The following is a 26,063-nucleotide window of genomic DNA, read 5'->3' as shown; positions in this document are numbered from 1 at the left end:
CCTGGACGGCAGGACCGCTGCGGCGGCCCTGTCGTTTTTCGTGTAGTTTCGTTGGACGAAGAGGAGATTGCGTTTTGCGTATCGCATACCGCAGCCGTGACGGACGCGCAAATGCGTAAAATGGCGTAAAGATCATGTGCGCTGTAATGGGGCGGATATGCGTAAGGGACATGCACGCCGCAACGGGCAATATACGTAACGGACATGCCCGCTGTACTGGGCAGATATGCGTAACGGACATGTGCACAGTAATGGTCGCACATGCGTAACGGACACCACGGCCGTTATGGGGGCGAAAATAACAGATTTTCTAACCTAACGGACATGGGAGCTCTTATTTTCCTGATTCGGCAGTAAAGTAGGCGCTAATTAAGGGAATAAGTGCTGTGGTGTCCGTTAAAATCAGAAATGAGCCATTTTAGGCGATGTAACGTCTCCTGTGTCCGTTAGACGAGGCAAGCACGCTTAGAGCGGCTAAGCACAACCAAGAACACCAAGAGCACCTGTAGCACCAGAAATGTATACATTAAGGAGGAAATGTTGGATGGATATTTTAGTTATCGGCGGCGGCGGACGCGAGCATGCGATCTGTTGGTCTTTGGCCAAGAGTCCTAAAGCTGGCGTTATCTATTGTGCACCAGGAAATGCGGGGATCGGGCAAATTGCGGAGCTGGCTCCGATTCAGGTTCATGAATTCGACCGGCTGACGGAGTTTGCGTTGGAGAAGAAGGTTGGATTGGTCGTCGTAGGACCGGATGATCCACTAGTGGACGGAATTGTCGACGCTTTCGAAGCAAAAGGCATACCGGTGTTCGGACCGCGGAAAAATGCGGCGCTGATCGAAGGCAGCAAAACCTTCATGAAGGATTTGCTGAAAAAATATCAAATTCCGACCGCAGCCTATGAGAAGTTTGACGATTACGAAGCGGCGCTGTCTTATTTGCAAGCCCAGCCTGTGCCGATCGTTATTAAGGCGGACGGCTTGGCCGCAGGGAAAGGCGTAACCGTCGCTTTTACCCGGGAAGAAGCGGAGCTCGCTTTGAAGCAGATCATGGTAGACAAGGTGTTCGGCGAATCGGGCAGCCAGGTCGTGATCGAGGAGTTCCTGGCGGGGCAGGAAATGTCGATCCTGTCGTTCGTGGACGGGGAGACGGTACGCCCGATGGCGGCTGCTCAAGATCATAAGCAGGTATACGACGGCGATAAGGGACCGAATACGGGCGGCATGGGCACCTATTCGCCGCTTCCTCACATCGAGGATAGCATTATCGAAGAGGCGCTCGAAACGATCATCAAACCGACCGCGAAGGCGATGGTTCAGGAAGGACGTCCATTCCGGGGCGTTCTGTTTGCCGGCTTGATGATCGCGCCGGACGGCAAGCCGAAGACGATCGAATTCAACGCACGCTTCGGCGACCCGGAGACGCAGGTAGTTCTGCCGCGACTGAAGAGCGATTTGCTGGAGATTTTTTTGGCGGCGGTTAATGGAACGTTGGCTGATGTGGAGATCGAATGGAGCGAGGAAGCGGCCGTTTGCGTCATTTTGGCCTCCGGCGGATACCCGGCGTCTTATCCGAAAGGCTTGCCGATTCACGGACTCGACCAGGTTTCGGAGAAGGACGCGCTCGTCTTCCATGCGGGCACGGCCAAGGGCGAGGCTGGCGAGTTGGTGACGAGCGGCGGACGTGTGCTTGGCGTCGTCGGACTCGGAAAGGATATTGCCGAGGCACGTGATAAAGCTTACACCGCAGCAGGCAGAATTTCGTTCGAAGGTAAGCAAAACCGCACGGACATCGCTGCGAAGGCCTTGGTATAATCACTTATAGAGGTTGTTCAAACAAGTCATCTTTCCACGACGAAGGGGATCATGAAGCGGATTCGACGTCGAATCTTGAATTCAGCCGGGCTTTCCGTTGCTCACGTACCTCAAGTACGTTCCGCTACTCAGTCCCTAACTTTATCCAACCTTCTCGGTCCTGAAAACCTGACTTTTTGAACTCGCACTTATAGCGAAACGTCCATTCAGGCCGTCCGTCAGCGGGCGGTCTTTATTTTTGCAATTCAGATCAAAAGCCTCGAAAATGATCGTGATACATTGTTCATGAAAGGAGAGCTGCCGGAGATGTACGAATGGAACGAGATGGTACAACGGATGATTGACTGGGTTGACGAACATCTGGAGGAGACGCCTTCGCTGCTTACAATGTCGCAGCAATTGGGTTACTCGCCGCATTATTGCACAAAGCAGTTTCATGCACTGACGGGGATGACGCTTCGGGATTATGTCCGGATGCGCCGGATCAGCCGTGTCGCCTTGGAGCTCCGCGATACGGACAAACGGGTGCTCGACATTGCCATCGGATGCGGCTTTTCGTCGCAGGAAGCGATGACTCGTGCGTTCGTCAAAGCGTTCGGCATTACGCCGGGCGCCTACCGGAAATCGAAACGTCCCATCAAGCTGGCCGTCCGGCAGGAAGTCTTCTCTCCTTATCATTTCGCGATGAAGGAGCAATGGAACATGAATTTCAAATCCGCTATCCAGCATATCGAGGTTAAGGTAGAGCATATTCCGGCCCACCAATTTATCGGAATTCGAGACAAGGAAGTATCAAACTATGGCTCGTTCTGGGCAAACGGACATGACTGCGACGAAATTTGCGGGACTCTGGAAAGCATGTCCGGCCGTACGCTGATCGGTCAGTTGGGCCAGACGGCAGGATGGTTTTATGAAAACGGGAAGAAAGGCTACTTATATGGAATTCCCGTCCCCGTAGAAGATACGGGCGTGATCCCGGACGGGATGGATTGCAGGCTGATTCCGGCCTCCGAATACCTGGTGTTTTTTCATCCTCCTTATGATTATTTGAAGGACAATTGGCCCGTGATGCAGGCCGTGGAAGCGCTGGCGTGGAATTTCAACCCCGCATCCCTCGGATACGCATGGGACGAAGACGATAAGCAGGATTATCAGCGGCATTTTCCGGAAGGGTATGGTTATGCGGTTCTGCGGCCTGTGAAAAGAATCTGAGATGGGAACGGGAAGAGACTGTCCGGGTGAGTCCGGGCGGTCTTCTTCGTTTTGGATAAACGATTTCCCCCGGGAGATACTATGCTGGAGGAGGCGATCTAAAGTGAGCAAAGAGAAGAAAGACATGCTTCCGGTTTCCCGCGAAATCGTGGAGGTCGAAGGCGTATATACTGATGAACTCGGTCGAGAGAACTATCTGCAAAAGGGAGAAGAGTTTCCCGCCGATCTTGTGCTGGGCGAAACGGAGTGGAAGTTGACCGAGATCGCCCATGTCAATAAGACGGAAGTACAACCTAAACCAAGTATGGTTGCTAAAAAGAGCTCAAAGTAAGTGCAGTGCCCTTTGGTCCACGCTGATCCGCAGCCGGCCAAGGGGCGTTTGTACGTTTTTTACGATACCAAGGATATTATGAAGATACCTCTTGAACCTCGGGCGATTCAGGTGTACCTTTAAAAGAATGAGAGAATCGAGTTGGAAGGAGATAGAGATGAGTCAAACGAAAAGCCATACGGTAGGAATGGAAGATATCATTCGTGCGCACCATGTTCTAAAGGAAGTGGTTAGACGCACGCCGCTGCAACTGGACCCGACTCTGTCGGCTAAATATGATTGTAAAGTTTATTTGAAACGGGAGGATTTGCAGGTTGTCCGCTCGTTTAAAATACGCGGCGCGTACAATATGATTCGCAGCCTCGGTAAAGAGGAGCTTGAGAAAGGCATCGTCTGCGCGAGTGCGGGAAACCATGCTCAAGGAGTAGCCTTTTCGTGCAACGCGCTCGGTATCCAAGGTAAAATCTTCATGCCGAGCACTACGCCGAACCAGAAGATCAAGCAGGTAAAAAGATTCGGCGGCTCGTCGGTAGAAGTTATTCTTACCGGAGATACGTATGACGATGCTTTTGCGGAAGCGATGAAGGCATGCAATGAAGGCGGGATGACGTTCATTCATCCGTTTGACGACCCGAAGATTGTTGCTGGTAACGGAACGATTGCCATGGAAATCATGGAGAGCCTGGATACCCCGGCGGATTATGTATTCGTAACGATCGGCGGCGGCGGACTTGTTTCCGGGGTGGGTACTTACCTGAAAGCGATGAGCCCGGAAACCAAGCTGATCGGCGTGGAGCCGTCCGGAGCGGCCTCCATGTCGGAAGCCATCCAACGCAAGCAAGTGGTTACGCTGGACACCATCGACAAGTTCGTCGATGGGGCGGCGGTGAAGCGCGTCGGCGATCTGAATTATGAAATTTCCTCCCGACTGCTGGATGATATCGTCAAAGTCCCGGAGGGGAAGGCGTGTACAACGATTCTTGAACTGTACAACGACAGCGCGATTGTGGTCGAGCCAGCGGGTGCGCTGCCGGTGTCGGCGCTCGACATGTACCGCGATGAGATTCGCGGTAAAACTGTCGTATGTATCATCAGCGGGGGCAACAACGATATCGACCGGATGCAGGAAATGAAGGAACGTTCCTTGATCTACGAAGGATTGAAGCATTATTTCCTGATCAATTTCCCGCAGCGGGCGGGCGCGCTTCGCGAGTTCTTGGAGCAGGTGCTTGGACCGAATGACGATATCGCTCGTTTTGAATACACCAAGAAGCACAATAAAGAGAACGGTCCGGCTCTCGTCGGGATCGAGCTCAGTGATAAGGAAGATTACCAGGGGCTTATCGAACGGATGGAGGCCAAAGGCATACCTTATACGGAGTTAAACCGTGATCTGAACTTGTTTAATTTACTGATTTGAGTTTGGGAATCTGCATAGTCCCGGCAGTCCGCTTTGGCGGATTAGCCGGGGCTTTTTTTATATGATGCTAACTCGGCCCCATGGTAGACAAAAAAGTGTCCACTTATGATTCCCAATAAGGGCGTCGATTCTCCCGGGCGGAAGCCTCTTTTCACAAGATCTGAGAAAGAGGCTTTACAATACCAATAAACTAGTGTACTATTCAACTATGACACTGGTACGTAATAAGAATAAGGAGTGATTTCAATGAAAGAACCTTTAGAGAAAGGCAAAGCGGACAACACGGCTGTGCTTTCTGTCAAAGGAGTAACTAAACGAATCAAGAACAGAAATATCGTCGATAAGCTTTCTTTTGACATACACAAAGGAGAAATCGTCGGATTGCTCGGGCCGAACGGAGCGGGGAAAACGACCACCATCCGGATGATCGTCGGTTTAATTGGAATGACGGAAGGGGATGTGCTCGTCAAAGGGATCAGCGTCCGGAAGGATTTTACGGGAGCCATTGCTCATATGGGCGGGATCATTGAAAACCCGGAGTTCTATCCCTATATGACCGGTTACGATAATCTCAAGCAGTATCAGCGGATGATGGAAGGAATTACGGAGGAACGGATCCGTACGGTAGTAAAGCTGGTCGGACTTGAGAACGCGATGAAGAAAAAAGTGAAGGCTTATTCTCTCGGGATGCGGCAGCGTTTAGGAATAGCTCAAGCCTTGCTGCATGATCCTTCGATCCTCATTCTGGATGAGCCGACCAACGGCCTTGATCCGGCAGGGATACGCGAAATGCGCGATTATCTCAAACGGATTGCGAACGAAGAGGGAATCGCGGTGCTCGTCTCCAGCCACTTGCTGTCGGAGATGGAGCTGATGTGCAGTCGGGTTGTAGTCATTCAGGAAGGCAAGCTGGTCACGGTTCGAAATCTCGGAGGCTCGGGCGGAGAAACTGCGAAGGCGGAACGAGTGAACGTAACCTTCCGGGTGGATGACGCCGGTAAGACGAAGGCGCGGCTGGAACGGATGGAGGAAATTACGGTATTAAACGTGTCGGAGGAGAAGAACGAAGTGACAGTTTCAGTCCGGGACGCTTACATTCCGCGGGTGGTTGGAGCGCTTGGTGCCGATGGAATCGCATTGTACCGGATTGAGGAGATTAAGGAATCGCTGGAAGACGAGTTTTTGAAATGGACGGGAGGGAATCGCATTGCTTAGTTTCGGAAAATTGGTGACGAATGAATGGTTGAAAATGTACAAGAAACGCAGCTTCTTCATTCCTTACGCAGCTATCGCCGTTGTTGTCGTGATGATCGCTTATTTGATGAAGAACTTCGGCTCGCAGGACGGGATGCCTTCAGGCTTCGAATTTATGGTCGGCGTGTTCTCCGAAAATGGCATGGGACAGCTGCTTACGTTTCTGGCAATCATCGGGACGGCCGGTTCCGTAGCGAAGGAACACAGCCTGGGGACGATCAAGCTCCTCCTGATCCGGGCGCAGAGCCGCAGCAAAATACTTGCTTCCAAATATGTGTCCGTGCTGGTTTATATTTTGTCCCTATCTCTATTCGCGGGTATCTTTTCGCTTCTCGTTGGAGGAATGCTGTTCGGCCTTCAGGCCGGAGAGTACGGATGGGTGGATGTTCTCCTCACTGCGGCGGTTCAACTGGCGTATAGTCTGATCTATGTTACGGTAACGTTTATGATCGGCGTCTTAACCCGTTCTACCGGAGCTACGATTGGGGTCGGCATGCTTCTGGTTCTGATCGAAAGCCTGGTCGTCGGTTTATTATCAAGATATGACATCATCAAGTACGTCCTTTTCACAAACGTGAACTTGTCGGTATATATGGAAGGCGGCACTCCGCCGGTTCAAGGCATGACGCTGACGTTCTCGCTGATCGTGCTTGCCGTATATCTAGTCTTGTTTCTTGGAGCAAGCTTTGTTACGTTTAAAAAACGGGATGTTGCTTAAAACGCGTGTTCAAAAAGTCAGGTTTTCAGGATCGAGAAGGTTGGATGAAGCTAGGGACTGAGTAGCGGAGCGTACATGGGGGTACGTGAGCAACGGAAGGCCAGGCTGAATTCAAGATTCGACGTCGAATCCGCTTCATGATCTGCTTCGTCATGGGAAGATGACTTTTTGAATGACCTCTTAAAATACGGCCTGATCAGCGGCGGAAAGGAAGGGCCAGATGTGACTATGGAATTCGACAATAATCTGCCGATTTACATTCAAATTATGAATTATATCAAACGGGAGATCGTGACCGGAAAAATGAAAGCCGGAGACAAAATTCTCTCCGTGCGTGAACTTGCGGCTGAGCTGCAAATCAATCCGAATACGGTGCAACGCACTTTTCAGGAATTGGAGCGTGAAGGCGTAGTGGAGACGAGACGCGGTCTTGGAAGATACGTGACAAGTGAGGAAGAGAAAATTATGTCGATCAAAAAAGAAATGGCCGGCGATTTGCTGGAAAGATTCATTAACGGAATGCAGGAACTGGGGTTTACGGACCAGGATATCACGGCGATCGTCGCGGAAGCCGTTAAGCCGGAGGAACGGCGATAACCAGAACGTCAAAGGAGAGACGCGAGTGATGGTAGATAAATTAATGAAGTTTGAAGGAGTATCGAAGTCATACCGTTCGAAACCGGCGTTAAACAACGTTTCGTTCGGCGTGGACTCCGGCAAAATTATCGGTCTGCTTGGCACGAACGGCAGCGGGAAAAGCACGCTGATGAAAATTGCCGCCGGATTGATACCGGCCTCGAGTGGAAGCGTCAGCGTGCTGGGTGCTCCGGTCGGACTCGGCACCAAATCGGCCGTATCCTTCATGCCGGACCGTCCCTTGACGGAGTCTTGGATGAAGGTGCGGGACGCGGTTGGGTTCTACCGCGATTTCTATTCCGATTTTGACGAGGAAAAGGCAAAGAAAATGCTGGATTTTATGAATTTGAAGGATTCGGACCGGGTAAGCTCCCTGTCCAAAGGGATGAACGAACGCCTGCAGCTGACGCTAGCGCTGTCCCGCCAGGCCAAGCTATACCTGCTGGATGAACCGATCGGCGGAGTCGATCCGGTGGCCCGGGCGAAAATTCTTGACGCTATCGTTGAATTTTATAGCGAGGACAGCAGTTTGGTCATTTCAACCCACCTTGTCCGGGATATTGAACGGATTTTTGATGAAGTAATTTTCATCCGAAACGGCGAGATCGTTCTGCAGGAGGAAGTGGAGGATATACGGCTTAAGCACGGAAAAAGCGTGGACGACATGTTCAAAGAGGTGTTTGCGGAATGATGAAATTGCTAAAATACGATTGGAAGCGGAATGCCAATACCTTTCTGGGAATGGTCGCCATTTTGGCAATTGCCGAATTATTGATCACATGGTTCGGAATTACGCGAAATTGGGCAACGGAGATAACCGTCGTTTTAATTGTTATTCTCTATGCTTCTGCGGGGATTTTCGTCATTGTCCTCGGCAGCAAAACGTTCGATCACAACATTAAGGCTTACCACCGCAGGTTATTGCCGGTGCATCCGGTCTGGTCGGTCATTTCTTCGTTCTTGCTCTGCTGGATTTTTATCCTTACCGTGTTGGCGATCATGGCCGTCCATGGACTTGTGTATCTGAATATTGCGACATTGCCAGGGTTCAACGGATTGAACGGAGAAATTATAAAAGATATGGTCGTCATTTTTCTGCTCGGGGTATGGCAGTACAGCTTGTTTATTATAATGATTTTTCTGGCGATTGCGATCGGCGCAGCTATTAGCATTCGCGGCAAGGGTGGAACTTGGGTCGGAATTTTGACTTTCTTCGTCATTCAATATGTGATCGGCGTGATAGAGAAAGCTTTGTTCGGCGCCGAGTTCGGAGTTTTTTCGGTAGGCATATTCTCAGCTGAAACCGGTTCGGGGGAAATGAGCGCGGAATTTTCCTCCGAGAATATGTTCGGACTGCATTGGGGTGCTTTTGCGGTCGAAGCCGTATTCATGGGGCTGATGGTTTGGTTGATTTCTTATTTGATTAATCGAAAAATGGAAATCTAAAAATCGCAAAATTCAATAAAGGCCGGCCGAGGCATGCGTATGGAGCATGTCCCGGTCCGGCCTTTATTTTGCTTATGATTTGGTCCGTCGTCCGAAAATGAATTTTTGCCCGAGAATCCCGATGACGAAGATGATTAAGCTATCCCAAGGCGAAACGGTAAAGGATGGCATGATCCGGCCCAAAAGCAATCCGATGGCGACCAGGCCGACGGCAACGGCAAGGTACACGCCTAACGCTTTCGGATCAAATTTGCGCGATCGGGCGGCGGTTTGCTCCTGCTCGCTCTTTCTGGAGCCGGGGCCGAGAAACCGTGTGACCAATTCCATTAATACGATGGAAAGTGCGGCAATAAGAAGGAGCGAAGCGCTGCTGATCAGGGTATATTCCAGCTCTCCGCCAAACCATTTGCTGAAGAAGCCGGTGATCATGTAAATAAAGAAGACCCAGGTTAAAGCAACCCATGGGATCATCGTATAGTATTTGATTTTATCTTTGGTGCTCCGCGGTTTACGCATATTGACATCATCCACAAGCTGTTCGCAGTAGGCGGCTGCGTCGGTTCCGAATAGCTCTGCGGCGGTAATGCCTTTGTCCTGATTCTTGATGATTTGTCTGGCCAAGCCCAACAGTACTTCTTCTCCCTTTGCTTCCGTCAAAGAACTCGAACCGGATCGGATGTACATGACCATTTCCCCAAAATAGGCTTCGTTAGCCGGGGTCATTCGTTGTCTTAATGTTTTAGTTTCATGAATCATCTCATGAATGTACAATGATTTCCTCTCCTCCCAACCTGTGCAAATCCTGATTGATTCTCCCATTTTGCTTTTAATTTACCGATTTTCTCCAGTAGTATACTGCAAATTTTGTCACTTCCGCAAGGGCCTACGGAAATGGCTATACCTTACCGTTCGGATAATTCCATGTATGACCGGAGAATCAGTAACCAAGGTTGTCTATTTTTTGAACAAGGAATAAAAAGACTCCGGCTCCGCCGAAACTACAGCAAAAGATAAAGGAGGTAATGGACGAATGGGCAAATACGAATCTGAACTGACCCGAAGATTTTTGTTGAACAGTCATTCCCGGGGAAGCCTGGAGGAAGTGGTGAGTGAAGAGGAGGCCGTGGACTCCGTCAATGATGAAGGGATGTCAATGGACGCGGGTCGTCCTGAGGACAGCCTCTTTACAAATCAATGGGAGGGAACCGAACAAACCCGGATGTACTTTATCCAGTCCTACGAGTGAGGAAAGGATTGACACTCCAGAGCAGCGGTGCTAAGATGAATTTAATATCAATTCATATTAAACTCATCGGATTAATATAATATTAATTAATTCTCAATTAGCATTGCGGACGGAGGGACTGGATATGGAACGGCAGATTACTATCCATCACGGGGAAGAACAGATTGCGGCAAGCATTCATTATGCGGCTCAGGACAAGAAAACAGGACGGTGCAAGGACCGGGTTCCGCTCGTTGTCATCTGCCACGGCTTCGTCGGTAGCCGGATCGGAGTGGACCGGCTCTTCGTCAAGACTGCGCGGGACCTGGCGAATGAGGGCTACCTCGTCGTCCGATTCGACTACATCGGATGCGGGGAGAGCAGCGGCGAATACGGACGGGAAGGGATCGATTCAATGATCGCGCAGACAAGGGCGGTGCTTGATTACGCCCTTTCCATCGGCGATATCGATCCGACCCGGGTAACCTTGATCGGCCATAGTCTTGGCGGAGCGGTCGCATTGCTTACGGCAGCGCGGGACCGGCGGGTCAAGAACCTGATCCTTTGGTCCGCAGTCGGGTATCCGTTCAGCGATATTGTTAAAATTACCGGACGCAAGGTTCATGATGAGGCAATTAAGCATGGCACTGCCGATTATTTGGGATATGGCTTAAGCCCTGTATTTTTCGAATCACTCGGCACCTATCAGCCGTTTCAGGAAGCGGTCAAATTTACGGGAGACGTGCTGGTCATCCATGGTACATCCGATGATACCATCCCGGCCGATTATGCGTTCCTCTATCAGAAAGTGTTCTGGATGCGTCAGGAAGGCCGCTGCGACAAAGAGATTATTTTTCAGGCGGATCACACGTATTCTTCCGGAGAAACCCGGGAACAACTGCTTCGGAAAACGAGAGAATGGCTTGGCGGTTTGGAAGCCGCGAACAGCAATTGGCAGCATTGGATGATCTGAGCTTTCGCGTATGACGTGAGAAATGAAAAAGTTAGACGGTTTTTTCCGTGAAAGTGGTAAATGGCTTCCTTTAGGGATAAAATGGAAGTATACCATTCGCTTTGACGGGAGGCCGGATAAATGGCTCAGCCTGCATTGTTTATAGCCCATGGGTCCCCGACCCTGGCTATCGGAAACGATGATTACATTGATTTTCTTCGGCAGTTGGGACAGAAGACGCTGAAACGCCCGCGGGCGGTCGTTATTTTCTCGGCGCATTGGGATTCCTCCGTCCAGCTTCTCACTGAAGACGAAACTCATGCTACGATTCACGATTATTACGGCTTTCCGGAAGAAATGTACAGCATTCGCTATCCGGCTCCCGGCCAACCGGAACTGAGCAAGGAAATCGGTGCCTTGTTTGGCTCTTGCAATCTGCCATTCCGGCCCGTCTCGGGCAGAGGTCTAGACCATGGGGCATGGGTCGTACTGCGCGCCATGTTTCCGGATGCAGACATACCCGTAGTGGAACTCTCCGTAGATTCGAAACGTTCGCCTTCCGAACAATATGCCATCGGTAAAATGCTCGCTGGTCTGCGCGATGAAGATGTACTAGTCATCGGCAGCGGCGGGCTTGTTCACAATTTGCGTCTCCTGGATCGCGAGGGAGCGGCCCCAGCGTCCTGGGCCGTTCTTTTTGACGACTGGATTGGGGAACAGCTGGGGAAATGGAATCTTCGTTCCTTGTTTGAATACGAGAAAAAGGCTCCCCATGTAAGGGAAGCCGTTCCGTCTTATGCCACGGAGCATTTCGCCCCGCTCTTCTATGCCATGGGAGCCGCGGATCATGACCGCAAGGCCCTTAAATTGTATCAAGGCTATGAGTATGGCAGCCTCAGCCTGAACTGTTGGAGGTTCGGCAGCCTGGAGTAAAGGGCCGATCCAATTGGCCCTTTACTTACCTTACCGGTTGCCGGGGAAAGTGCCGGTAACGCGTTTGCGGCCAAACACCCGCCGCAAATAAGGGAGTACATAATAGTCGAGCCCGATCCGACCTGCGTTCGCACCCGCAACGGCAATGAAAATTTGCAGCAGAAGCAGCTGCGGATTCGTACTTACCGTTCCCGAGAACAAGAACGCGAAGTTCATGATCATGCCAAACAAGGCCGCCGCCCAAGTGAATAGGCCCAGTATCAAGCCAAGTCCGACCAGTACTTCGCCTACGGGGACCAGCACATTAAACAGTCCTACGCCAGGTAGGGCGAAATGCTCGAGAAACGAAGCCCACCACCCTTGGACGGCGGGATGTTCACCGCCGCTCTTATCGATCGCTGCGGTCAGAAAGCCTTTGGCGTCGAAACCGCCGGTCAGTTTACCCCAGCCTGAAGTCAACCACTCGAATCCCACATAGATCCGGATCACGGCGAGCAGCCATGAAGCGATCACATTATTCCTCAACCAATGAACAAACATTTGGACATCTCCTCCTTTTCTTATAACTACACTATAATTAAAATTTGTAATAAATGCCCGACATTTCTTGCCAATCTCGTACAATTGTTCTTTTCGCCATGACTTTATTCGACGTATAATGGAGGTAATACATAGTTATACGGAGGAATCATGAAATTATCCATCACGAGAACCAGGTTTATTTTCCTGGTGTTGTTGGCAGGCTTGTTGTTTCTTGCAGGCTGCGGTCAGAAGCAAGGGGGCTCGCTTCCCGAGGACGAGTCTACAGTACCGGTTGTCAGTGAAAATAATGAGCCATCCGGTGAGCCTGCGGAAACCGAAGGCTCCGCGTTTACGGCTCCGCTAACGGGCATGCCGCTGGTTGAACCCTTGACCCGGCGTCCATTGGCGGTCATGGTGAATAATGCCCCGGCCGCAAGGCCCCAATCCGGCCTGTCAGGCGCCGATATCGTCTATGAAGTTCTGGCCGAGGGCGGGGTGACACGGCTGGTGTCGATCTTTCACAGCAATGCGGATGAGGCTAAAATCGGACCCATTCGCAGTATTCGCCCGTACATGATCGAGCTTGGCGAGAGTTATCACGGAGTTTTGGTACATGCAGGGGCGAGCAACGACGCTTATGCCGTGCTTCAGCGCCAGCATAAGGAGGATCTGGACGAGATCACGAATGCGGGAGCCTATTTCTGGCGGGATAAATCGCGGAAAGCGCCGCACAATTTATACTCCAATGTGGAGAAGCTGCTGGAGGGCGCGGCCAAACGGGGATACGCCACCGAAGATACGGATGTTCCCGGCTATACGTTCCGGGGCAAGGACGACCCGATTGAAGGGGAACCGGTGGGCTCGATAGAGATCAAGTTCCAATTGGACAACTACAAGGTGACTTATGAGTACGATACGGAGACTAAATTATATAAAAGGTACATTAACGGAAGCCCGCATACCAATCTCGACACGGGAGAGACTTTAACGGCTGCCAATGTTGTTGTGCTGGGCGCGGACCATAAAGTACTCGACGACGTGGGCCGTTTGGCCGTGGACCTCAATCTTGGAGGTGAAGCCATATTGTTCCAGCAGGGAAAGGCTATCCGCGGGCAATGGATACATCGCACGGACGATGTCATCCGCTTCGTGAAGGATAATGTCGAGGTTCCCTTTGTTCCCGGGACTACTTATTTCAATGTGGTGCCGAATCAACCGGATTTCGACAGTCATGTGAAGACGGAATAAGCAGGCAAAGTCTGATAGCCGTGTTGAATTATGGGGAACTAAGGATAAGAATGGGAAAGTTAGGGTAAATATAAGCAAATGAAGATGAAATGTTTGCGACATTATTTCCTATAAACTCACGAGTTGTGATAGAATATTCAGGTGTGTTACAGGTGTTAGGAGTGTAAAAATTACACGTAGAGAAAAGAGGAACTCAGATGCGAGTGAAGAAAAAGGATATCTTTTTCCAAACTTTGGAGAACATGGCCGATACGATCGTCCATTCGGCGGACTATTTCGCCCAGCAGGTAACGGAATTTAAGGATGTGGCTCAATTTGCTAAGCAAATGAAGGAATTTGAGTCCAAATGCGACGAATACACACACACCATTATCGTCGAATTGAACAAAACGTTTATTACACCCATTGAACGTGATGACATCATGAACCTGACGACAACGCTGGACGATGTCATGGATGGTTTGGAAGCGACGACATCCCGTTTTTATATGTATCATCTGAATGAGCCGGACGAGCATATCATCCACTTTGCGGAAATTTTGCGCAATTCGGCTTACGAAATTCAAAAAGCGATTCATCTGCTGTCCCAGAAGAAGCTTCTTGCCATTCGCGAATATACGATTCGTCTGAATGACCTGGAGAATCAAGGCGATGAGCTGCTGAGAATTTGCATTAACGAGCTGTTTGCGAAAGTGACGGATCCGATCGTTCTGATCAAGAAGAAAGAGATCTACGAGCGTCTTGAAACGACGACAGATGCGTGCGAACACGTGGCGAATATGCTGGAATCCATTATCATGCGCAATTCATAAGTTAAGCCAGACTTTTAGGTTTACAATCGATTTTCGGGAGGTTGGGATTGCGCGGATTCAGATATAGAGAGACCAGGGTCTGTGCAAAAAAGATATGGATACGAGTCTACTAATTATTGTCATCGTTATCATACTGGCGCTCGCTTTTGACTTCATCAACGGATTTCATGATACGGCGAATGCGATCGCGACTTCAGTTTCTACCCGGGCACTGAAGCCGCGGACCGCAATCATGATGGCGGCTGTCATGAACTTTCTCGGGGCTATTATGTTTACCGGCGTGGCCAAAACGATCGGCGGCAGTGTGGCGGACCCCGCCAAGCTGGATAACGGGCTGGAGATACTGATTGCAACGCTGCTCGCGGCGATCATCTGGAACCTGATTACCTGGTGGTTCGGGATTCCTTCTTCTTCGTCGCATGCCTTGATCGGGGCTCTGGCCGGTGCCGTATTTGTCGGAGCCGGCTCGGAGAAATTGAACTGGAGCGGTTTTACTACGATTCTCGAGGGATTGATATTCTCCCCGTTGATCGCCTTTGTTATTGGTTACATCGTTATGATGATACTTAAATGGGTCTTTGCCAAGCGCAGTCCGCATACGGTCAATAAAGGCTTCCGGACGATGCAGATCATCACGGCGGCGATTCAGAGCTTTACCCACGGGACGAACGATGCCCAGAAGGCGATGGGGATCATCACTTTTGCGCTGGTTACGGCCAAATACCAGGACCATATGGAAGTTCCATTGTGGGTCAAGCTTTCCGCAGCGACGGCTATGGCACTCGGAACTTCGATCGGCGGCTGGAAGATCATCAAAACGATGGGTACGAAAATTTTCAAAATCGAACCGATTAACGGCTTTGCCGCCGATATTACCGGCGCTTCCGTTATTTTCGGAGCAACATTGCTGCACTTGCCTGTTAGTACGACGCATGCCATTACCTCGGCCATCCTCGGCGTAGGTTCGGCCAAGCGGTTCTCGGCCGTAAAATGGTCGCTGGCCGGACGGATCGTTATTGCCTGGGTAATCACGATTCCAATCGTGGCTGTGTTGGCAGGACTAATTTACACGGTGTTGTTCTAATATAATGAATCAAGCGTAAGACACGAAAGCCAATCTGACCGGGTTGGCTTTTCTTTATATATTGAAGAAGAGACAGGAAGGAGGAGACGGCATGATCCGAGCCATGGGCATTACGCATGATCATAAAGTGGAGACGGGTATTCCGCTGGAGTCGATCGGAGATTCGAAATACGGCTGGAGCTGGGTGGATTTTAACGAGGCAAGTGCGGAAGAGGCGGAGCAGCTGGATCATTTTTTTCATTTTCATCCGCTGGCAATTGAGGATTGCCTCCATGTATTGCAGCGACCGAAGGTCGATTACTATGAGGGTTATGAATTTCTCGTCCTTCATGCCCTGGATCCCGAAACCTTGAATACGGAAGAAGTGAACTTATTCATCGGGGACAAGGTTTTGGTTTCGTTTCATCACCGGAGACTTAAGGAAATCGATGATGTGTGGAACAGCTTGGCGGGCCGGGCGCAGAACCGGAAGGCTTGGGCACGGGGACCTTTTGTGGCGGCATATATGGTTATCGATGCACTCGTGGATCAATATTTTCCCTGTGTTTATGCGGTTGAGGACGAGCTGGACGAGCTGGAAAAGCAGGGGAGCCGCGAATCCGTAGAGGTGCTGATGAATCAGGTGTTTGATCTTCGCAGCCGGCTGCTTAAGCTGCGCCGGACGATTGTTCCAATGCGGGATCTGATGTACCGAATTTTGAATTCGCAGCATATACAAGGGGAGAAAGAACCGCGTGCTTATTTTGCGGACATTCATGATCATTTGTTGAAGCTGGCGGAAATGATCGAGACCGATCGCGAAATGACCGCGGATCTGCGCGACTCTTATATTTCGTTGAATTCCAATCGGATGAACGGGATCATGAAGACACTTACCGTAATTACTACGGTATTTATGCCGCTCACCTTGATCGCAGGCATTTACGGGATGAATTTCGCGTATATGCCTGAGCTGGAGTGGCGATACGGATATTTTGCCGTCCTGGGACTGATGGGCCTGCTCAGCATCTGGATGATCTTTGCCTTCCTGAAGCGGGGCTGGTTCAAATAAAGCAAGACGCCGCCGGGAATTAGCGGCGGCGTCTGCCTGTTTTTTTGCGGCTGCGGGAGCCGGAAGTGCTCTTGCGGCCTTTTTTGCCCCGGGTTTTGCGGCGGGGCTTATACTCATCGAGTTTTCCTCCGGACCCGCCCAGCAGTTTCGCGCCTTTGCCCCCGGGAAGAAGTCCTGCAAACATTTTGGCCATAGGCGCAAATTGCTGGACGGTCTGCATGACCTTTTGCACTTTGCCCATCGTGGCCAGGATACCTTCGATTCCGCCCAACCGCTCGATCATGCCGCCGATATTGGCGAGGGAGAATCCGGATGCAGCTTTGGTGGCTGTATCCGCAGCCGCTGCAGCGGGAAGCGTGGTCAATGAGCTTCCCGCGGCCGGCGAGAATGGAGCAAATGCGGAAGCTTCGGCAGTTAGCGGTAAGTCCGTGGCGTCATAAGGGGTAATCCCCGGGTAAATGTCATTGTATGGATAAGAAGACGGCGCTGCGCTCCGGTGAGGAGATTGGTAATGTGGCATTGGATCACTTTCCTTTATTAATATTTTGGTTAAAATTGAACCGTTGAACCCGCCCTTGATAGGCGTTTGTTTACTACACTGTATGTGCCCGGAGGCGAATGCGTATAGACGAATGTCCCGATTCGATAGGCGATTGCCGGATTTGGGCGTTCTTTCTGTGATGCGTGAAACCGTTAATGCTTGAAAATGGGGACTCGGCTCGGGTACAATGGGATTGTGGATACAGTAACATTAGGGGATGATTATCTAGTGCAGCTTAAGAAGTTGAATGATAAAACGATTGATCAATTATTCGAAGCCATTCTTACTCTGAAAGACATCGAGGAATGCTATACCTTTTTTGATGATTTATGTACAGTCAATGAAATTCAATCGCTCTCTCAGCGTCTTGAGGTTGCGAGAATGCTCGGCAAAGGGAACACGTACAACCAAATTGAGGCTGAGACCGGCGCCAGTACGGCAACGATTTCCCGGGTCAAGCGTTGCCTCAATTACGGCAATGACGGTTACAAAATGACGCTGGACCGTTTGGGACGTTAATGATGGATTCTTTTAACCAGGCGGACATGCCCTTTAAACCCGGCGTATTAGTCATTAGTCATGGCTCGCCTGACCCGGAGTGGGTCATTCTGGTGGATGAGGCCGTTGCAGCAGCGACGGCCGGACTGCCGCAGGATGTTCCGGTAGAGGCATCATTTCTGGAAAAGGTGGAAGGCAGACTGATTCAGGATGGCATTGATCGCCTGGAAGCTCTAGGCGTAAGCGATCTGATCGTAATCCCTCTGTTCGTTTCCTCCGGGAGTACGCATATTGATGAAATTGCATTTGCCCTTGGCGTTAAGAACACGCCGGAGAAAGAGACCGACATGGAGCGGCTCCGTTGCTCCGCACGCGTGTTTTTTGGTGATCCGATCGATGACGACCCTGTGATCGCCGAAATGATCTGGGATAAGGTGAAAAATTTGTCGCGGGAGCCCGAGCGGGAAGTATTGCTGCTTGTAGGACACGGCAGCATTCACGACGGTTTCCGTCAGCGCTGGGAGCGGGGCATTTCCTCGTTGGCAGCCCGAACGGGAGAGCTCAGCGGGCTCGCGGATGCCGATTATGCGCTGCTCAATCCGGACAGCGTAAGGCGCAAGGTAAGCTATTGGAATGAGGAACGGGGTTTCGAGGTCATTGTGGCGCCGCTCTTCCTCAGCGCGGGCTATTTTACGAAGACCGCGATTCCATCCAGGCTTACCGGCCTTGATTTCCGGTATTCCGGGGACGCCTTGCTGCCGCATCCTTTTCTCGCTCGCTGGATGTTAGGGCAAATATTGAATATAATGGAGACATTGAGTCAATAAGAGGATGAACACACATTTGTAAATAAATGCGTGTTCAAAAAGTCAGGTTTTCAGGACCAAGAAGGTTGGATGAAGTTAGGGAGTGAGTAGCGGAGCGTACATGGGGTACGTGAGCAACGGAAGGCCCGGCTGAATTCAAGATTCGACGTCGAATCACTTCATGATCTGCTTCGTCGTGGAAAGATGACTTTTTGAACAACCTCTATAAATGCGGATAATAGGTGGCGTTAATGGAATGAAAAAAGCTAGGTTGATCTATAATCCGACGTCCGGACGGGAAGAGATGCGGCGGCTATTGCCCGACGTGCTCGACCGGCTGGATAAGGCCGGAATTGAAACCTCCTGCCATGCTACGGCAGGGGAAGGGGATGCCACGCGCGAAGCGGCGGATGCCGTGGATCGCGGGTATGATATCATTATCGCGGCCGGCGGAGACGGCACGCTGAATGAGGTCGTGAACGGGATGGCCGGCAAGGATAACTTGCCTCCGCTGGGGATTTTCCCGCTCGGAACGACCAATGATTTCGCCCGCGCGATGAAGATCCCCAAGCGCTGGGAGGATTATTGCGATCTGGTCATTGAGAATAAAACCCGTCCGATCGATATCGGCAAGGTGAATGGGCGCCATTTCATCAATATTGCCGGCGGCGGCTCTTTGACGGAGCTGACCTATGAAGTGCCGAGCCGGCTCAAAACGCTGATCGGCCAGCTGGCTTATTACATGAAGGGCATTGAGAAAATGGCCAGCCTGTCGCCGACCCATCTTATCATTGATGCCGAAGGCCATGATCGTATGGAAGGCGAGTTCATGCTGTTCCTGATCGCGAACAGCAACTCCGTCGGCGGCTTCGAGAAGCTTGCCCCTGGCGCGCAAATCGACGACGGCCTGCTGGACGTCATCGCCGTCAAGAAATGCAACCTGGCGGAGTTCATCCGCCTGGTGACGATGGCGCTGCGCGGCGATCACTTCAATGACACGCATGTTGTCTATTTCAAGACGCAGCGGATGGAAGTGACCTCGCCGGGCAACGTGCTGCTCAATCTCGACGGTGAGCTCGGCGGCGAGCTGCCTGGCGTGTTCGAGATTCTGCCGCAACATTTGCGGATTTTTGCTTAGGTAAGGCGTTCGATGATCGAAAGTGGCAAATATCCGGTGAGTGTGGCTCTTTGTTAGTTAAACTAGCTAGATGGGCGGGATGAGAGAGGGTCTCATCCCGGGGATTATCCGTCGTAGCCGATGATGTATATTGGCCGGCTGGTTTTGCCCTATTGGCTCATGTGCCGACCGATAATTAACTGGATTTTATACAGGTAATTTCGAGAAATTGGCTAAATGTGAAGCATTAACTGTAGAACCTACAGCTAAATTGAGGGGTCCGAGCGCAAACGTCCTTTTTTCACAAAAATAGATGTAGGTTTTCCAGTTAATCAGCTCATGTACGCGTAAGTTGCGAAATTAGATGTATAAAATCCAGTTAGTTGATATACAGTCCAGTTAGTTGAAGTGAATAGGTTCGAGTTGTTGCTGATCCCCTGCCTGTCGGCGGGGGTTTTGTGCGGATAGAAGTTTGTGCGGTTAGAGGCGGCGGGATAGAAACGGGCAAGTTCCGGTTAAGATGAGAGTAAAGCAAGCGCGGAATTCAAGCGGATAGAAATGAGGCAATGAGTATGACGAAACAGCAGGGGCAAAACAGGCAGAAGCAGGCGTGGCGGGATTCGAAGGGGAAGCGGACGGAGAGCGGGCGGCAAGGGCAGCGCGGGGAGAATAGGAATGTGCCGCAAATCGAGGGATTGCCGGTCGCGAAAAATGACGAGGTCGTCATCGACATCATCGGCATGAACCATGACGGGGAAGGCGTGGGGCGGGCCGAGGGCTACACGCTGTTTGTGCAAGGAGCGCTTCCAGGCGAAAAGGTCCGGGTCAAGGTACTCAAGACGAAAAAGCAGTACGGCTACGCCAAGCTCCTTGACGTGCTTGAAGCGAGCCCGGACCGCGTGGCCGCGCCCTGCCCGATCTACGACAGATGCGGCGGCTGCCAGCTGCAGCACTGGAGCTACGCCGGGCAGCTCGCCTGGAAGCGGCAGCATGTCGTCGATGCGCTGGAGCGCATCGGTAAGCTGCACGTGGCGGGTGCAGCTGGCACGGCCGAAGACGCCGAATCCGTTGAGCGCGGCCCCGGCATCACCGTGCTGCCGACGCTGGGCATGGCGGAGCCTTGGCGCTACCGCAACAAGGCTCAAGTGCCTGTCGGCGTCACGGACGGCGCACTTGTCGGCGGCTTTTACGCCCGCGGCAGCCACCGCATCGTCGATATGGAAACGTGCTTAATTCAGCACGAGCATAACGACGATGTGGTGAGCCGCGTTAAGGCCATCGCCCGCGATTTGGGCGTCACCGCCTACGACGAGGAGACCGGGCGCGGATTATTGCGCCATGTCGTCGTGAAGAAGGCGTTCCGCACGGGTGAAATGATGCTGGTCCTCGTCACCAATGGCCGGGATATTCCGCATGCCGATGCATGGATCGGCTTGATCCGTGAGCAGATCCCGCACGTCGTGAGCATCTGCCAGAACGTGAACACCAAGCAAACTAACGTCATCTTTGGCGACGAGACCCGTGTCCTTTGGGGACGTGACGTTATTTATGATTATATAGGCGATGTGCAGTTTGCAATTTCGGCGCGTTCTTTTTACCAAGTGAATCCGGTACAGACAGAAGTGTTGTACGGAAAAACCGTGGAGTACGCCGGACTGACTGGCCGCGAAACCGTCATTGACGCTTACTGTGGGATCGGCACCATTTCGCTGTTTCTTGCCCAGCATGCTGAACGCGTATACGGTGTGGAAATCGCCAAAGAAGCAATCGAGGACGCTCGAGCCAACGCTGAATTGAACGGCATGAAACATGTGACGTTCGAGGCCGGCGCATCGGAAGATGTCATCCCGCGCTGGAAAGAGCAGGGCATCGAAGCCGATGTCATCGTCGTTGACCCGCCACGCAAAGGCTGCGACCCGCGCCTGCTGGAGACGATCCTGGAGATGAAGCCGGAGCGGGTGGTGTATGTGAGCTGTAACCCTTCCACATTGGCGAGGGATCTGCAAATTCTTGAGGATGGCGGGTATCGGGCGGTGGAGGTACAGCCGGTGGATATGTTCCCGCATACGGTGCATGTGGAATCGGTTTGTTCCTTGATTTATAAGGGTGTGAATATCTCAAAAAGTCATCTCAGAGCTTAAATAGTCATCTCAAAGCCTAAATAGTCGTATCAAAAAGCCGAGCGAAACGCAGGTATCCACTCCTGTTTTCCTCGGCTTCTTTTGTAAATCAGGGAAGCGGGTTTAGGGAGAAGGGGAGAACTCAAACTCCTCGAATCCCTTGTTCTATCAAGCTTTTCCTCAATATCTTTCTCCAATTTTTACTCCGATTTCTTTTCCTCTGATCCCTGTTTTCTACCTGCTCTACCCTGCCTTTTCCCCTGCTTTTAACTCGACTTTATTTACTTTTTTATCACGGTTTTTCTCCGATTTGCCCCCGATATTACTCCGATTTGTAGGACGACTTTATTTGCTCGTGTTGAAACAGGGGAGTTAGGGTGAGAGGCGTTAAAGCCAAGTGGCGCAAGGGTTTGTGGCGATTTGGTGGGGGATGGTGGCGTAACACGACTTTTTGAGTAGTTCACATAGTAGGGATAATAATAGGTTTTGCTATTTTGATTGAGTTGTTTGTATTGGGAAAAGGGGACAGGGAGGACATGTGTTTTTACAATTGCATTAAGAAGAACTTGAATTAAGCGTGAAAAGGGATCGTCTCAATTGTCAGAGATCCCATTCGGTTTTTGAGGATATAATAAGGTAAAAACGTATCTTTTTAATGGATCGAATATAGATGAATTATAGAACTAATATGCAAAGATATTTGTAAATATCATGTTTGATTTTTTGTATGCTTTTGTGATAACATATTCCTACAAGGAATTATTATCCAACCCTAAAATATAGTGAGGTGAATAGTTCATGCATTCTGATTTTGAATTGAAAGTCTTATCACTGATTGGTTCTATGAAAAATGAGATTGATATATTAAAAGAGGAGGTAGCACTTTTGAAGAATCAGTTACAACATACTCAACCAGATTTGGCTTCAGAAGTTGATAAATTGTCCATTAATGATGTGCGTGATTATATTAAGAGTCAGTTGTTCAAACTGAATCCACAATTGCAGTTTACAAATGGAAGTCGTTCACTAGGGAAACTAACGATTTCAAACGGAGAAAATACCATAGATAGAATATTGATTCGAACATCAAAGTCATTTCGAGAAAAAGAAGGATATGCATCAGGGTGGTTTACCTTTAATGAAAGTCTTTTGAATAAGTATGATCTTTACTTTTTCGTGGTAAAGGACTTTGACAATGAGCTACATGTTCTTGTTTTGAATAAAACCGAAATTCAAGAGTGGATAAGACATAAAACAACCGATTCGAACGGTAATTATCATTTTTATGTCAATCATATTCATGGAAAATGGATTGATGATCGAGAAGGAGTTTATGATTGCAGTAGATTTTACAACAACTGGGGTGTCGTAGAGCAGTTACTAATTTCAAAAGAATGTGACTAGTTTGTTTTTAGATGGTTTGATAGTTGAAATATATCATCCGCAGACGTTATTGTGAAAATGGTTCAAAAAATGGTAAGCAACTTATGATCCTGAGATAATTCGCATAAGTACGAAATAGATCAATTGTTGAGTAAATACTTTAATGTAGTTATATTCGACAATTCAAAAACTACAAGGAGCTAAAAGAATGACGAAATGGCACATAAGCAAAGAGCAGTATCAAACACTTTTATCGTATGTTGGATTCGGAGATTTTCAGAAATCGAAGATTTACGTTTTTGGAATTGAAGAGGGATTGGGTGGACATGATGAGGAATCAAATATTGTTGCTAGAGTCGAAAAATTTGGTTCCTTTGATTCCAACGGTAATCTTACCTCCGCACTCAGTCCTCCAAATAGAGAACAAGGTTATTGGGAACCAAATGCTCAGTCAGGTGGTCAAAAAATCAGAGATTACATATATAAAAGGGATAGAACTTTGTTAACTGGAAAGCCAGCTAAGGGAGCATTTAACGAGATAATTGCAAGGATGTGCTTGGAATTAGAACAACCAAAAGAAAGTAAAGATTACTGGTTTCGATTAATGAATGATGATAAGGACATAGCCAGAAAAATCAAGGATCGTATACAAACACTATTTCAATCCTCTACTGATGATCTTCTACATACTGCTCTTACTGATTGGAAGCCATTGCCTAGAAGAGATATGAAAAAGTGGCCAATTGAATATCAACCGACATCTACACAATTTGGTTTGGATTCAAAGTTATATGAAAGGGCATTTTCATTAAAATATGAACAGGAGTTCTGTGACGACAATACGAACTATACCGAGGATGTAGAGAAACGCCTTGCTATTTTGCGCAATCTCCTTAATAGTACAAATTCTCCAATCATGATGTGTTTGGGTGAAATACCGACTAAAAGACGTGTGTTAGGAAAAATTTTTCCTGAAGCTGAATTTAGAACTTTTCAATCGACAGTTCACCCAACTCATTCAAGTTTAAAAGCAGAAATACAACTGGAGGCTCGAACATTAAATATCTTCTTGCTTCCATTCCCACTAAGAACATCAAAGGAATGGGGAAGAAGAGATGATATAAATGAATCCGCAGGAAGCTTCATGCTGAGATACTATCAAGAACTAACACAGGAGTATTTTAAACCAATTATTACAACCATGAATGAATTCATTAGCAAATCGTAAAGTTGTTACTGAGCCGACGGAGTGAGGCAAAGAAAACGTAAAATATAGAGTCGGTAATCAAAGATGTTTTGATCTTCCTACTCCATATTGATTGCTCAATGTGTAGCTGTTACATAACTCACGTACTTTTATTCGCCGAAAAACTCGTCCTAGAGCAAATAGCTCATTTCACTCATCTCAGCCTCCAACCTATCTCCCACGAAAAGCAGGAAATGTTGGGAATAGCGGAGTTAAAATAGGAGAAGTTGGGTAAAATGCCTGTAATCACAAGGGTCAGCAAGGAATAGAGCAAGAGGGTTTAGGGGTAGCGCTTCTCCTAAACCCTCCTTTTTCTATCTCCTACCCTTCCCCTGAAAAGGCTAAAGCTCAAGCATGCTAGAGAACCAAATTGGTAGTTATGTCGTACAATCAACATAGAAGAAATCAAAAGAGGAGGTGCTTAACTTGTACGGGCATCAGTTTTATCAGTGTCGAATCTCCAAATGTGTTGACTTTTTATACAGGTGTTTGCGATTGGAAAATTTTGAATCGCTGGAGGTATTAGCGGCAGACATATACATTGCTGTTGAAGATATGAAAGAAGAGCTTCGAAGCTGTGGATACTTCTTCGTTCCAGAATTGAATCAGTTTATGAAGATTGATATGGGAGAAGCAAGCTAAATGCTTTCCCTTGTACATAAATCAATTTCATGTTGAAAAGGTGTCTTTTCGGAAATTATCTTGCAGATTTTGAGAATGACTTAGAATCGGCATGTTATAATATGGTAAATGAAGTCGAATTGAAGCGAATTTCATAGAGGTGAGAAATGCGTATATACGGATTGGATATTTCAAAAAAGGGATCGACAACTGCTTGGGTAAAAATAGATGAAAAAGGGAACGTCATGGAAAAAAACAGCTCCATTTCAAACCTAATTGCTTCAATATTAGCTGATAGGGGGAAGCAAATAGCAATAGGTATTGAAGCTCCTATGTGGATTCCTGTTCCAACTACAAGAGTGGTAAAAGGTCAAGTTCAATTTAGTATGAAAGCAAGATTTGATATAGAGAAAGAAAAATCTTCACAAAGTAGTAACGCCAAAGGCTATGAATGGTATCAAGGAGTGGCATCTTCAGCAAGTATGAAGGCATTGGCAATTTGCAAGTTATTGTTTAACGAAGAATTTTTGAAAAACAATCCCATGAAAGCGACAAAAAATAAGGATGAATGGGGAGATGAAACCCCATTGTATGTTTTTGAGGGCTACAGTGCGGGCAGATTTAAACCGAAAAACCGTTATAACTCGAAGGAGTTTTCATCTCTAGGATTAATAAAAGAGCATGAAATTGATGCGTTTACTATTGCTTCTGCATTCTTATTTGAAAAAGAACAAGTTGATGCACTGCCTGTGGCTTTTGATGAACACCTAAGTATTGTTTGTCCACTTCACTCAACTACCGTAAAGCAAACTATTAAGAAATGTCAGAGTTTATCACAAGCTCAACCCATCGTTTCAAAACATAAAGACATTGTTTGCTTATGGAATATGGTCTTGAATGGAAATGTTTCAGGACCAAAAGCTTGCGATGTTTATGGATTCAGCTTTGTCTAAAATACATTTAGTGTTGTTCACTCCCTTATGATTCACCACATCTCAGGGGTTGAAACTAATAAATCTATTTTGTCGAGGATAGATAAAATATTATTGGAGGTGAATCATACCATATTGG

At 49.0% G+C, this 26,063-nt stretch carries 27 protein-coding genes; 24 read left to right on the top strand and 3 right to left on the bottom strand.

All coding sequences use genetic code 11. The features are described 5' to 3' along the window. Positions 1 to 544 precede the first annotated feature (544 nt). The 9 genes from purD to NYE70_RS22275 all read left to right on the top strand — a co-directional run bounded on the left by purD (position 545) and on the right by NYE70_RS22275 (position 8,833). Positions 545 to 1,816: a phosphoribosylamine--glycine ligase gene (gene purD / locus NYE70_RS22315; RefSeq protein ID WP_341048283.1), complete on the top strand. Its 1,272-nt coding sequence runs from the start codon at positions 545 to 547 to the stop codon at positions 1,814 to 1,816. 306 nt (positions 1,817 to 2,122) lie between these two features. After that, positions 2,123 to 3,028, top strand: coding sequence for an AraC family transcriptional regulator (locus NYE70_RS22310; RefSeq protein ID WP_341048949.1), 906 nt, complete (start codon positions 2,123 to 2,125; stop codon positions 3,026 to 3,028). Positions 3,029 to 3,131: 103 nt separating this feature from the next. Next, the gene (locus NYE70_RS22305; RefSeq protein ID WP_211022944.1) at positions 3,132 to 3,359 is read left to right on the top strand and encodes a hypothetical protein; all 228 of its coding nucleotides are present in this window, start codon (positions 3,132 to 3,134) and stop codon (positions 3,357 to 3,359) included. A 157-nt stretch (positions 3,360 to 3,516) separates the two neighbouring features. Further along, positions 3,517 to 4,779: a threonine ammonia-lyase IlvA gene (gene ilvA, locus NYE70_RS22300; protein WP_211022943.1), complete on the top strand. Its 1,263-nt coding sequence runs from the start codon at positions 3,517 to 3,519 to the stop codon at positions 4,777 to 4,779. Between the two features lie 246 nt (positions 4,780 to 5,025). Further along, positions 5,026 to 5,994 (top strand): ABC transporter ATP-binding protein, encoded by a 969-nt coding sequence (locus tag NYE70_RS22295; protein WP_341048281.1) that lies wholly within the window; start codon positions 5,026 to 5,028, stop codon positions 5,992 to 5,994. Further along, the gene (locus NYE70_RS22290) at positions 5,987 to 6,751 is read left to right on the top strand and encodes an ABC transporter permease (RefSeq protein WP_341048280.1); all 765 of its coding nucleotides are present in this window, start codon (positions 5,987 to 5,989) and stop codon (positions 6,749 to 6,751) included. Before NYE70_RS22295 ends, NYE70_RS22290 begins: the two co-directional genes overlap by 8 nt. Positions 6,752 to 6,973: 222 nt before the next feature. Beyond that, positions 6,974 to 7,348 carry a GntR family transcriptional regulator gene (locus tag NYE70_RS22285; RefSeq protein WP_211022940.1) on the top strand — a complete coding sequence of 125 codons (375 nt, stop codon included), beginning with the start codon at positions 6,974 to 6,976 and terminating at the stop codon, positions 7,346 to 7,348. A gap of 28 nt (positions 7,349 to 7,376) precedes the next feature. Continuing rightward, a complete protein-coding gene (locus NYE70_RS22280) occupies positions 7,377 to 8,078 on the top strand; it encodes an ABC transporter ATP-binding protein (RefSeq protein WP_341048946.1) in 702 nt (233 codons plus the stop codon). Then, complete coding sequence (locus NYE70_RS22275; RefSeq protein ID WP_341048279.1) at positions 8,075 to 8,833, top strand: hypothetical protein; 759 nt, start codon at positions 8,075 to 8,077, stop codon at positions 8,831 to 8,833. Before NYE70_RS22280 ends, NYE70_RS22275 begins: the two co-directional genes overlap by 4 nt. A gap of 72 nt (positions 8,834 to 8,905) precedes the next feature. Here NYE70_RS22275 and NYE70_RS22270 read toward each other — a convergent pair whose 3' ends face one another. Further along, positions 8,906 to 9,589: a DUF1129 family protein gene (locus NYE70_RS22270; RefSeq protein ID WP_341048278.1), complete on the bottom strand. Its 684-nt coding sequence runs from the start codon at positions 9,587 to 9,589 to the stop codon at positions 8,906 to 8,908. A gap of 274 nt (positions 9,590 to 9,863) precedes the next feature. Here NYE70_RS22270 and NYE70_RS22265 point away from each other — a divergent pair, with 274 nt between their 5' ends. From NYE70_RS22265 to NYE70_RS22255, 3 genes are all read left to right on the top strand, one after another. Then, entirely contained in the window at positions 9,864 to 10,079 is a 216-nt protein-coding gene (locus tag NYE70_RS22265; protein ID WP_290405791.1) for a hypothetical protein, read from the top strand. Between the two features lie 124 nt (positions 10,080 to 10,203). Further along, the gene (locus NYE70_RS22260; protein ID WP_341048275.1) at positions 10,204 to 11,031 is read left to right on the top strand and encodes an alpha/beta hydrolase; all 828 of its coding nucleotides are present in this window, start codon (positions 10,204 to 10,206) and stop codon (positions 11,029 to 11,031) included. A 120-nt stretch (positions 11,032 to 11,151) separates the two neighbouring features. Then, positions 11,152 to 11,943: a dioxygenase family protein gene (locus tag NYE70_RS22255; protein WP_211022935.1), complete on the top strand. Its 792-nt coding sequence runs from the start codon at positions 11,152 to 11,154 to the stop codon at positions 11,941 to 11,943. 30 nt (positions 11,944 to 11,973) lie between these two features. On the opposite strand, the gene NYE70_RS22250 is transcribed toward NYE70_RS22255, so the two are convergent. Beyond that, positions 11,974 to 12,483 (bottom strand): DoxX family membrane protein, encoded by a 510-nt coding sequence (locus tag NYE70_RS22250; protein ID WP_211022934.1) that lies wholly within the window; start codon positions 12,481 to 12,483, stop codon positions 11,974 to 11,976. Positions 12,484 to 12,633: 150 nt separating this feature from the next. Between NYE70_RS22250 and NYE70_RS22245 the strand changes: the two genes are divergently transcribed. From NYE70_RS22245 to corA, 4 genes are all read left to right on the top strand, one after another. Next, a complete protein-coding gene (locus tag NYE70_RS22245) occupies positions 12,634 to 13,713 on the top strand; it encodes a DUF3048 domain-containing protein (RefSeq protein ID WP_341048272.1) in 1,080 nt (359 codons plus the stop codon). A 197-nt stretch (positions 13,714 to 13,910) separates the two neighbouring features. After that, complete coding sequence (locus NYE70_RS22240) at positions 13,911 to 14,525, top strand: DUF47 domain-containing protein (RefSeq protein WP_114498688.1); 615 nt, start codon at positions 13,911 to 13,913, stop codon at positions 14,523 to 14,525. A 94-nt stretch (positions 14,526 to 14,619) separates the two neighbouring features. Further along, a complete protein-coding gene (locus tag NYE70_RS22235; protein ID WP_211022932.1) occupies positions 14,620 to 15,609 on the top strand; it encodes an inorganic phosphate transporter in 990 nt (329 codons plus the stop codon). 91 nt (positions 15,610 to 15,700) lie between these two features. Then, a complete protein-coding gene (gene corA, locus NYE70_RS22230; protein ID WP_213654594.1) occupies positions 15,701 to 16,660 on the top strand; it encodes a magnesium/cobalt transporter CorA in 960 nt (319 codons plus the stop codon). Positions 16,661 to 16,679: 19 nt separating this feature from the next. Here the strand turns inward: corA and NYE70_RS22225 are convergent, their stop codons facing one another. Next, positions 16,680 to 17,180, bottom strand: a complete 501-nt coding sequence (locus NYE70_RS22225) for a hypothetical protein (protein WP_213654595.1) — start codon at positions 17,178 to 17,180, stop codon at positions 16,680 to 16,682. A 249-nt stretch (positions 17,181 to 17,429) separates the two neighbouring features. On the opposite strand from NYE70_RS22225, the gene NYE70_RS22220 reads away from it, so the two are divergent. From NYE70_RS22220 to NYE70_RS22185, 8 genes are all read left to right on the top strand, one after another. Next, positions 17,430 to 17,720 carry a YerC/YecD family TrpR-related protein gene (locus NYE70_RS22220; protein WP_091230469.1) on the top strand — a complete coding sequence of 97 codons (291 nt, stop codon included), beginning with the start codon at positions 17,430 to 17,432 and terminating at the stop codon, positions 17,718 to 17,720. Then, complete coding sequence (locus NYE70_RS22215; RefSeq protein ID WP_341048267.1) at positions 17,720 to 18,526, top strand: sirohydrochlorin chelatase; 807 nt, start codon at positions 17,720 to 17,722, stop codon at positions 18,524 to 18,526. Before NYE70_RS22220 ends, NYE70_RS22215 begins: the two co-directional genes overlap by 1 nt. A gap of 235 nt (positions 18,527 to 18,761) precedes the next feature. Continuing rightward, positions 18,762 to 19,643 (top strand): diacylglycerol kinase, encoded by an 882-nt coding sequence (locus NYE70_RS22210; RefSeq protein ID WP_341048265.1) that lies wholly within the window; start codon positions 18,762 to 18,764, stop codon positions 19,641 to 19,643. A 551-nt stretch (positions 19,644 to 20,194) separates the two neighbouring features. Beyond that, positions 20,195 to 21,763 carry a 23S rRNA (uracil(1939)-C(5))-methyltransferase RlmD gene (rlmD, locus tag NYE70_RS22205; RefSeq protein WP_341048263.1) on the top strand — a complete coding sequence of 523 codons (1,569 nt, stop codon included), beginning with the start codon at positions 20,195 to 20,197 and terminating at the stop codon, positions 21,761 to 21,763. Positions 21,764 to 22,540: 777 nt separating this feature from the next. Further along, positions 22,541 to 23,146, top strand: a complete 606-nt coding sequence (locus NYE70_RS22200) for a hypothetical protein (RefSeq protein WP_341048261.1) — start codon at positions 22,541 to 22,543, stop codon at positions 23,144 to 23,146. A gap of 187 nt (positions 23,147 to 23,333) precedes the next feature. Continuing rightward, positions 23,334 to 24,353 (top strand): hypothetical protein, encoded by a 1,020-nt coding sequence (locus NYE70_RS22195; RefSeq protein WP_341048259.1) that lies wholly within the window; start codon positions 23,334 to 23,336, stop codon positions 24,351 to 24,353. Between the two features lie 513 nt (positions 24,354 to 24,866). Next, a complete protein-coding gene (locus NYE70_RS22190; protein WP_341048257.1) occupies positions 24,867 to 25,013 on the top strand; it encodes a hypothetical protein in 147 nt (48 codons plus the stop codon). A gap of 161 nt (positions 25,014 to 25,174) precedes the next feature. Continuing rightward, on the top strand, positions 25,175 to 25,945 hold the full coding sequence (locus NYE70_RS22185) for a hypothetical protein (RefSeq protein ID WP_341048255.1): 771 nt from the start codon (positions 25,175 to 25,177) through the stop codon (positions 25,943 to 25,945). Positions 25,946 to 26,063 lie beyond the last annotated feature (118 nt).

The organism is Paenibacillus sp. FSL R5-0407, from assembly GCF_038009185.1.
Taxonomy (GTDB): Bacteria; Bacillota; Bacilli; order Paenibacillales; family Paenibacillaceae; genus Fontibacillus; species Fontibacillus vini.
The sequence above is the reverse complement of the archived record's forward strand: the minus strand, read 5'-3'. Positions and strand labels throughout refer to the sequence as shown.

Bases quoted from the DNA above. Each gene is read 5' to 3' on its own strand.
- NYE70_RS22275 (WP_341048279.1), top strand. From the start codon at position 8,075: ATGATGAAATTGCTAAAATACGATTGGAAGCGGAATGCCAATACCTTT.
- NYE70_RS22245 (WP_341048272.1), top strand. From the start codon at position 12,634: ATGAAATTATCCATCACGAGAACCAGGTTTATTTTCCTGGTGTTGTTG.
- corA (WP_213654594.1), top strand. From the start codon at position 15,701: ATGATCCGAGCCATGGGCATTACGCATGATCATAAAGTGGAGACGGGT.
- NYE70_RS22265 (WP_290405791.1), top strand. From the start codon at position 9,864: ATGGGCAAATACGAATCTGAACTGACCCGAAGATTTTTGTTGAACAGT.
- NYE70_RS22240 (WP_114498688.1), top strand. From the start codon at position 13,911: ATGCGAGTGAAGAAAAAGGATATCTTTTTCCAAACTTTGGAGAACATG.
- rlmD (WP_341048263.1), top strand. From the start codon at position 20,195: ATGACGAAACAGCAGGGGCAAAACAGGCAGAAGCAGGCGTGGCGGGAT.
- NYE70_RS22250 (WP_211022934.1), bottom strand. From the start codon at position 12,483: ATGTTTGTTCATTGGTTGAGGAATAATGTGATCGCTTCATGGCTGCTC.
- NYE70_RS22310 (WP_341048949.1), top strand. From the start codon at position 2,123: ATGTACGAATGGAACGAGATGGTACAACGGATGATTGACTGGGTTGAC.
- NYE70_RS22295 (WP_341048281.1), top strand. From the start codon at position 5,026: ATGAAAGAACCTTTAGAGAAAGGCAAAGCGGACAACACGGCTGTGCTT.
- NYE70_RS22270 (WP_341048278.1), bottom strand. From the start codon at position 9,589: ATGATTCATGAAACTAAAACATTAAGACAACGAATGACCCCGGCTAAC.
- ilvA (WP_211022943.1), top strand. From the start codon at position 3,517: ATGAGTCAAACGAAAAGCCATACGGTAGGAATGGAAGATATCATTCGT.
- NYE70_RS22225 (WP_213654595.1), bottom strand. From the start codon at position 17,180: ATGCCACATTACCAATCTCCTCACCGGAGCGCAGCGCCGTCTTCTTAT.
- NYE70_RS22235 (WP_211022932.1), top strand. From the start codon at position 14,620: ATGGATACGAGTCTACTAATTATTGTCATCGTTATCATACTGGCGCTC.
- NYE70_RS22195 (WP_341048259.1), top strand. From the start codon at position 23,334: ATGACGAAATGGCACATAAGCAAAGAGCAGTATCAAACACTTTTATCG.
- NYE70_RS22280 (WP_341048946.1), top strand. From the start codon at position 7,377: ATGGTAGATAAATTAATGAAGTTTGAAGGAGTATCGAAGTCATACCGT.
- NYE70_RS22260 (WP_341048275.1), top strand. From the start codon at position 10,204: ATGGAACGGCAGATTACTATCCATCACGGGGAAGAACAGATTGCGGCA.
- NYE70_RS22210 (WP_341048265.1), top strand. From the start codon at position 18,762: ATGAAAAAAGCTAGGTTGATCTATAATCCGACGTCCGGACGGGAAGAG.
- NYE70_RS22215 (WP_341048267.1), top strand. From the start codon at position 17,720: ATGATGGATTCTTTTAACCAGGCGGACATGCCCTTTAAACCCGGCGTA.
- NYE70_RS22255 (WP_211022935.1), top strand. From the start codon at position 11,152: ATGGCTCAGCCTGCATTGTTTATAGCCCATGGGTCCCCGACCCTGGCT.
- NYE70_RS22200 (WP_341048261.1), top strand. From the start codon at position 22,541: ATGCATTCTGATTTTGAATTGAAAGTCTTATCACTGATTGGTTCTATG.
- purD (WP_341048283.1), top strand. From the start codon at position 545: ATGGATATTTTAGTTATCGGCGGCGGCGGACGCGAGCATGCGATCTGT.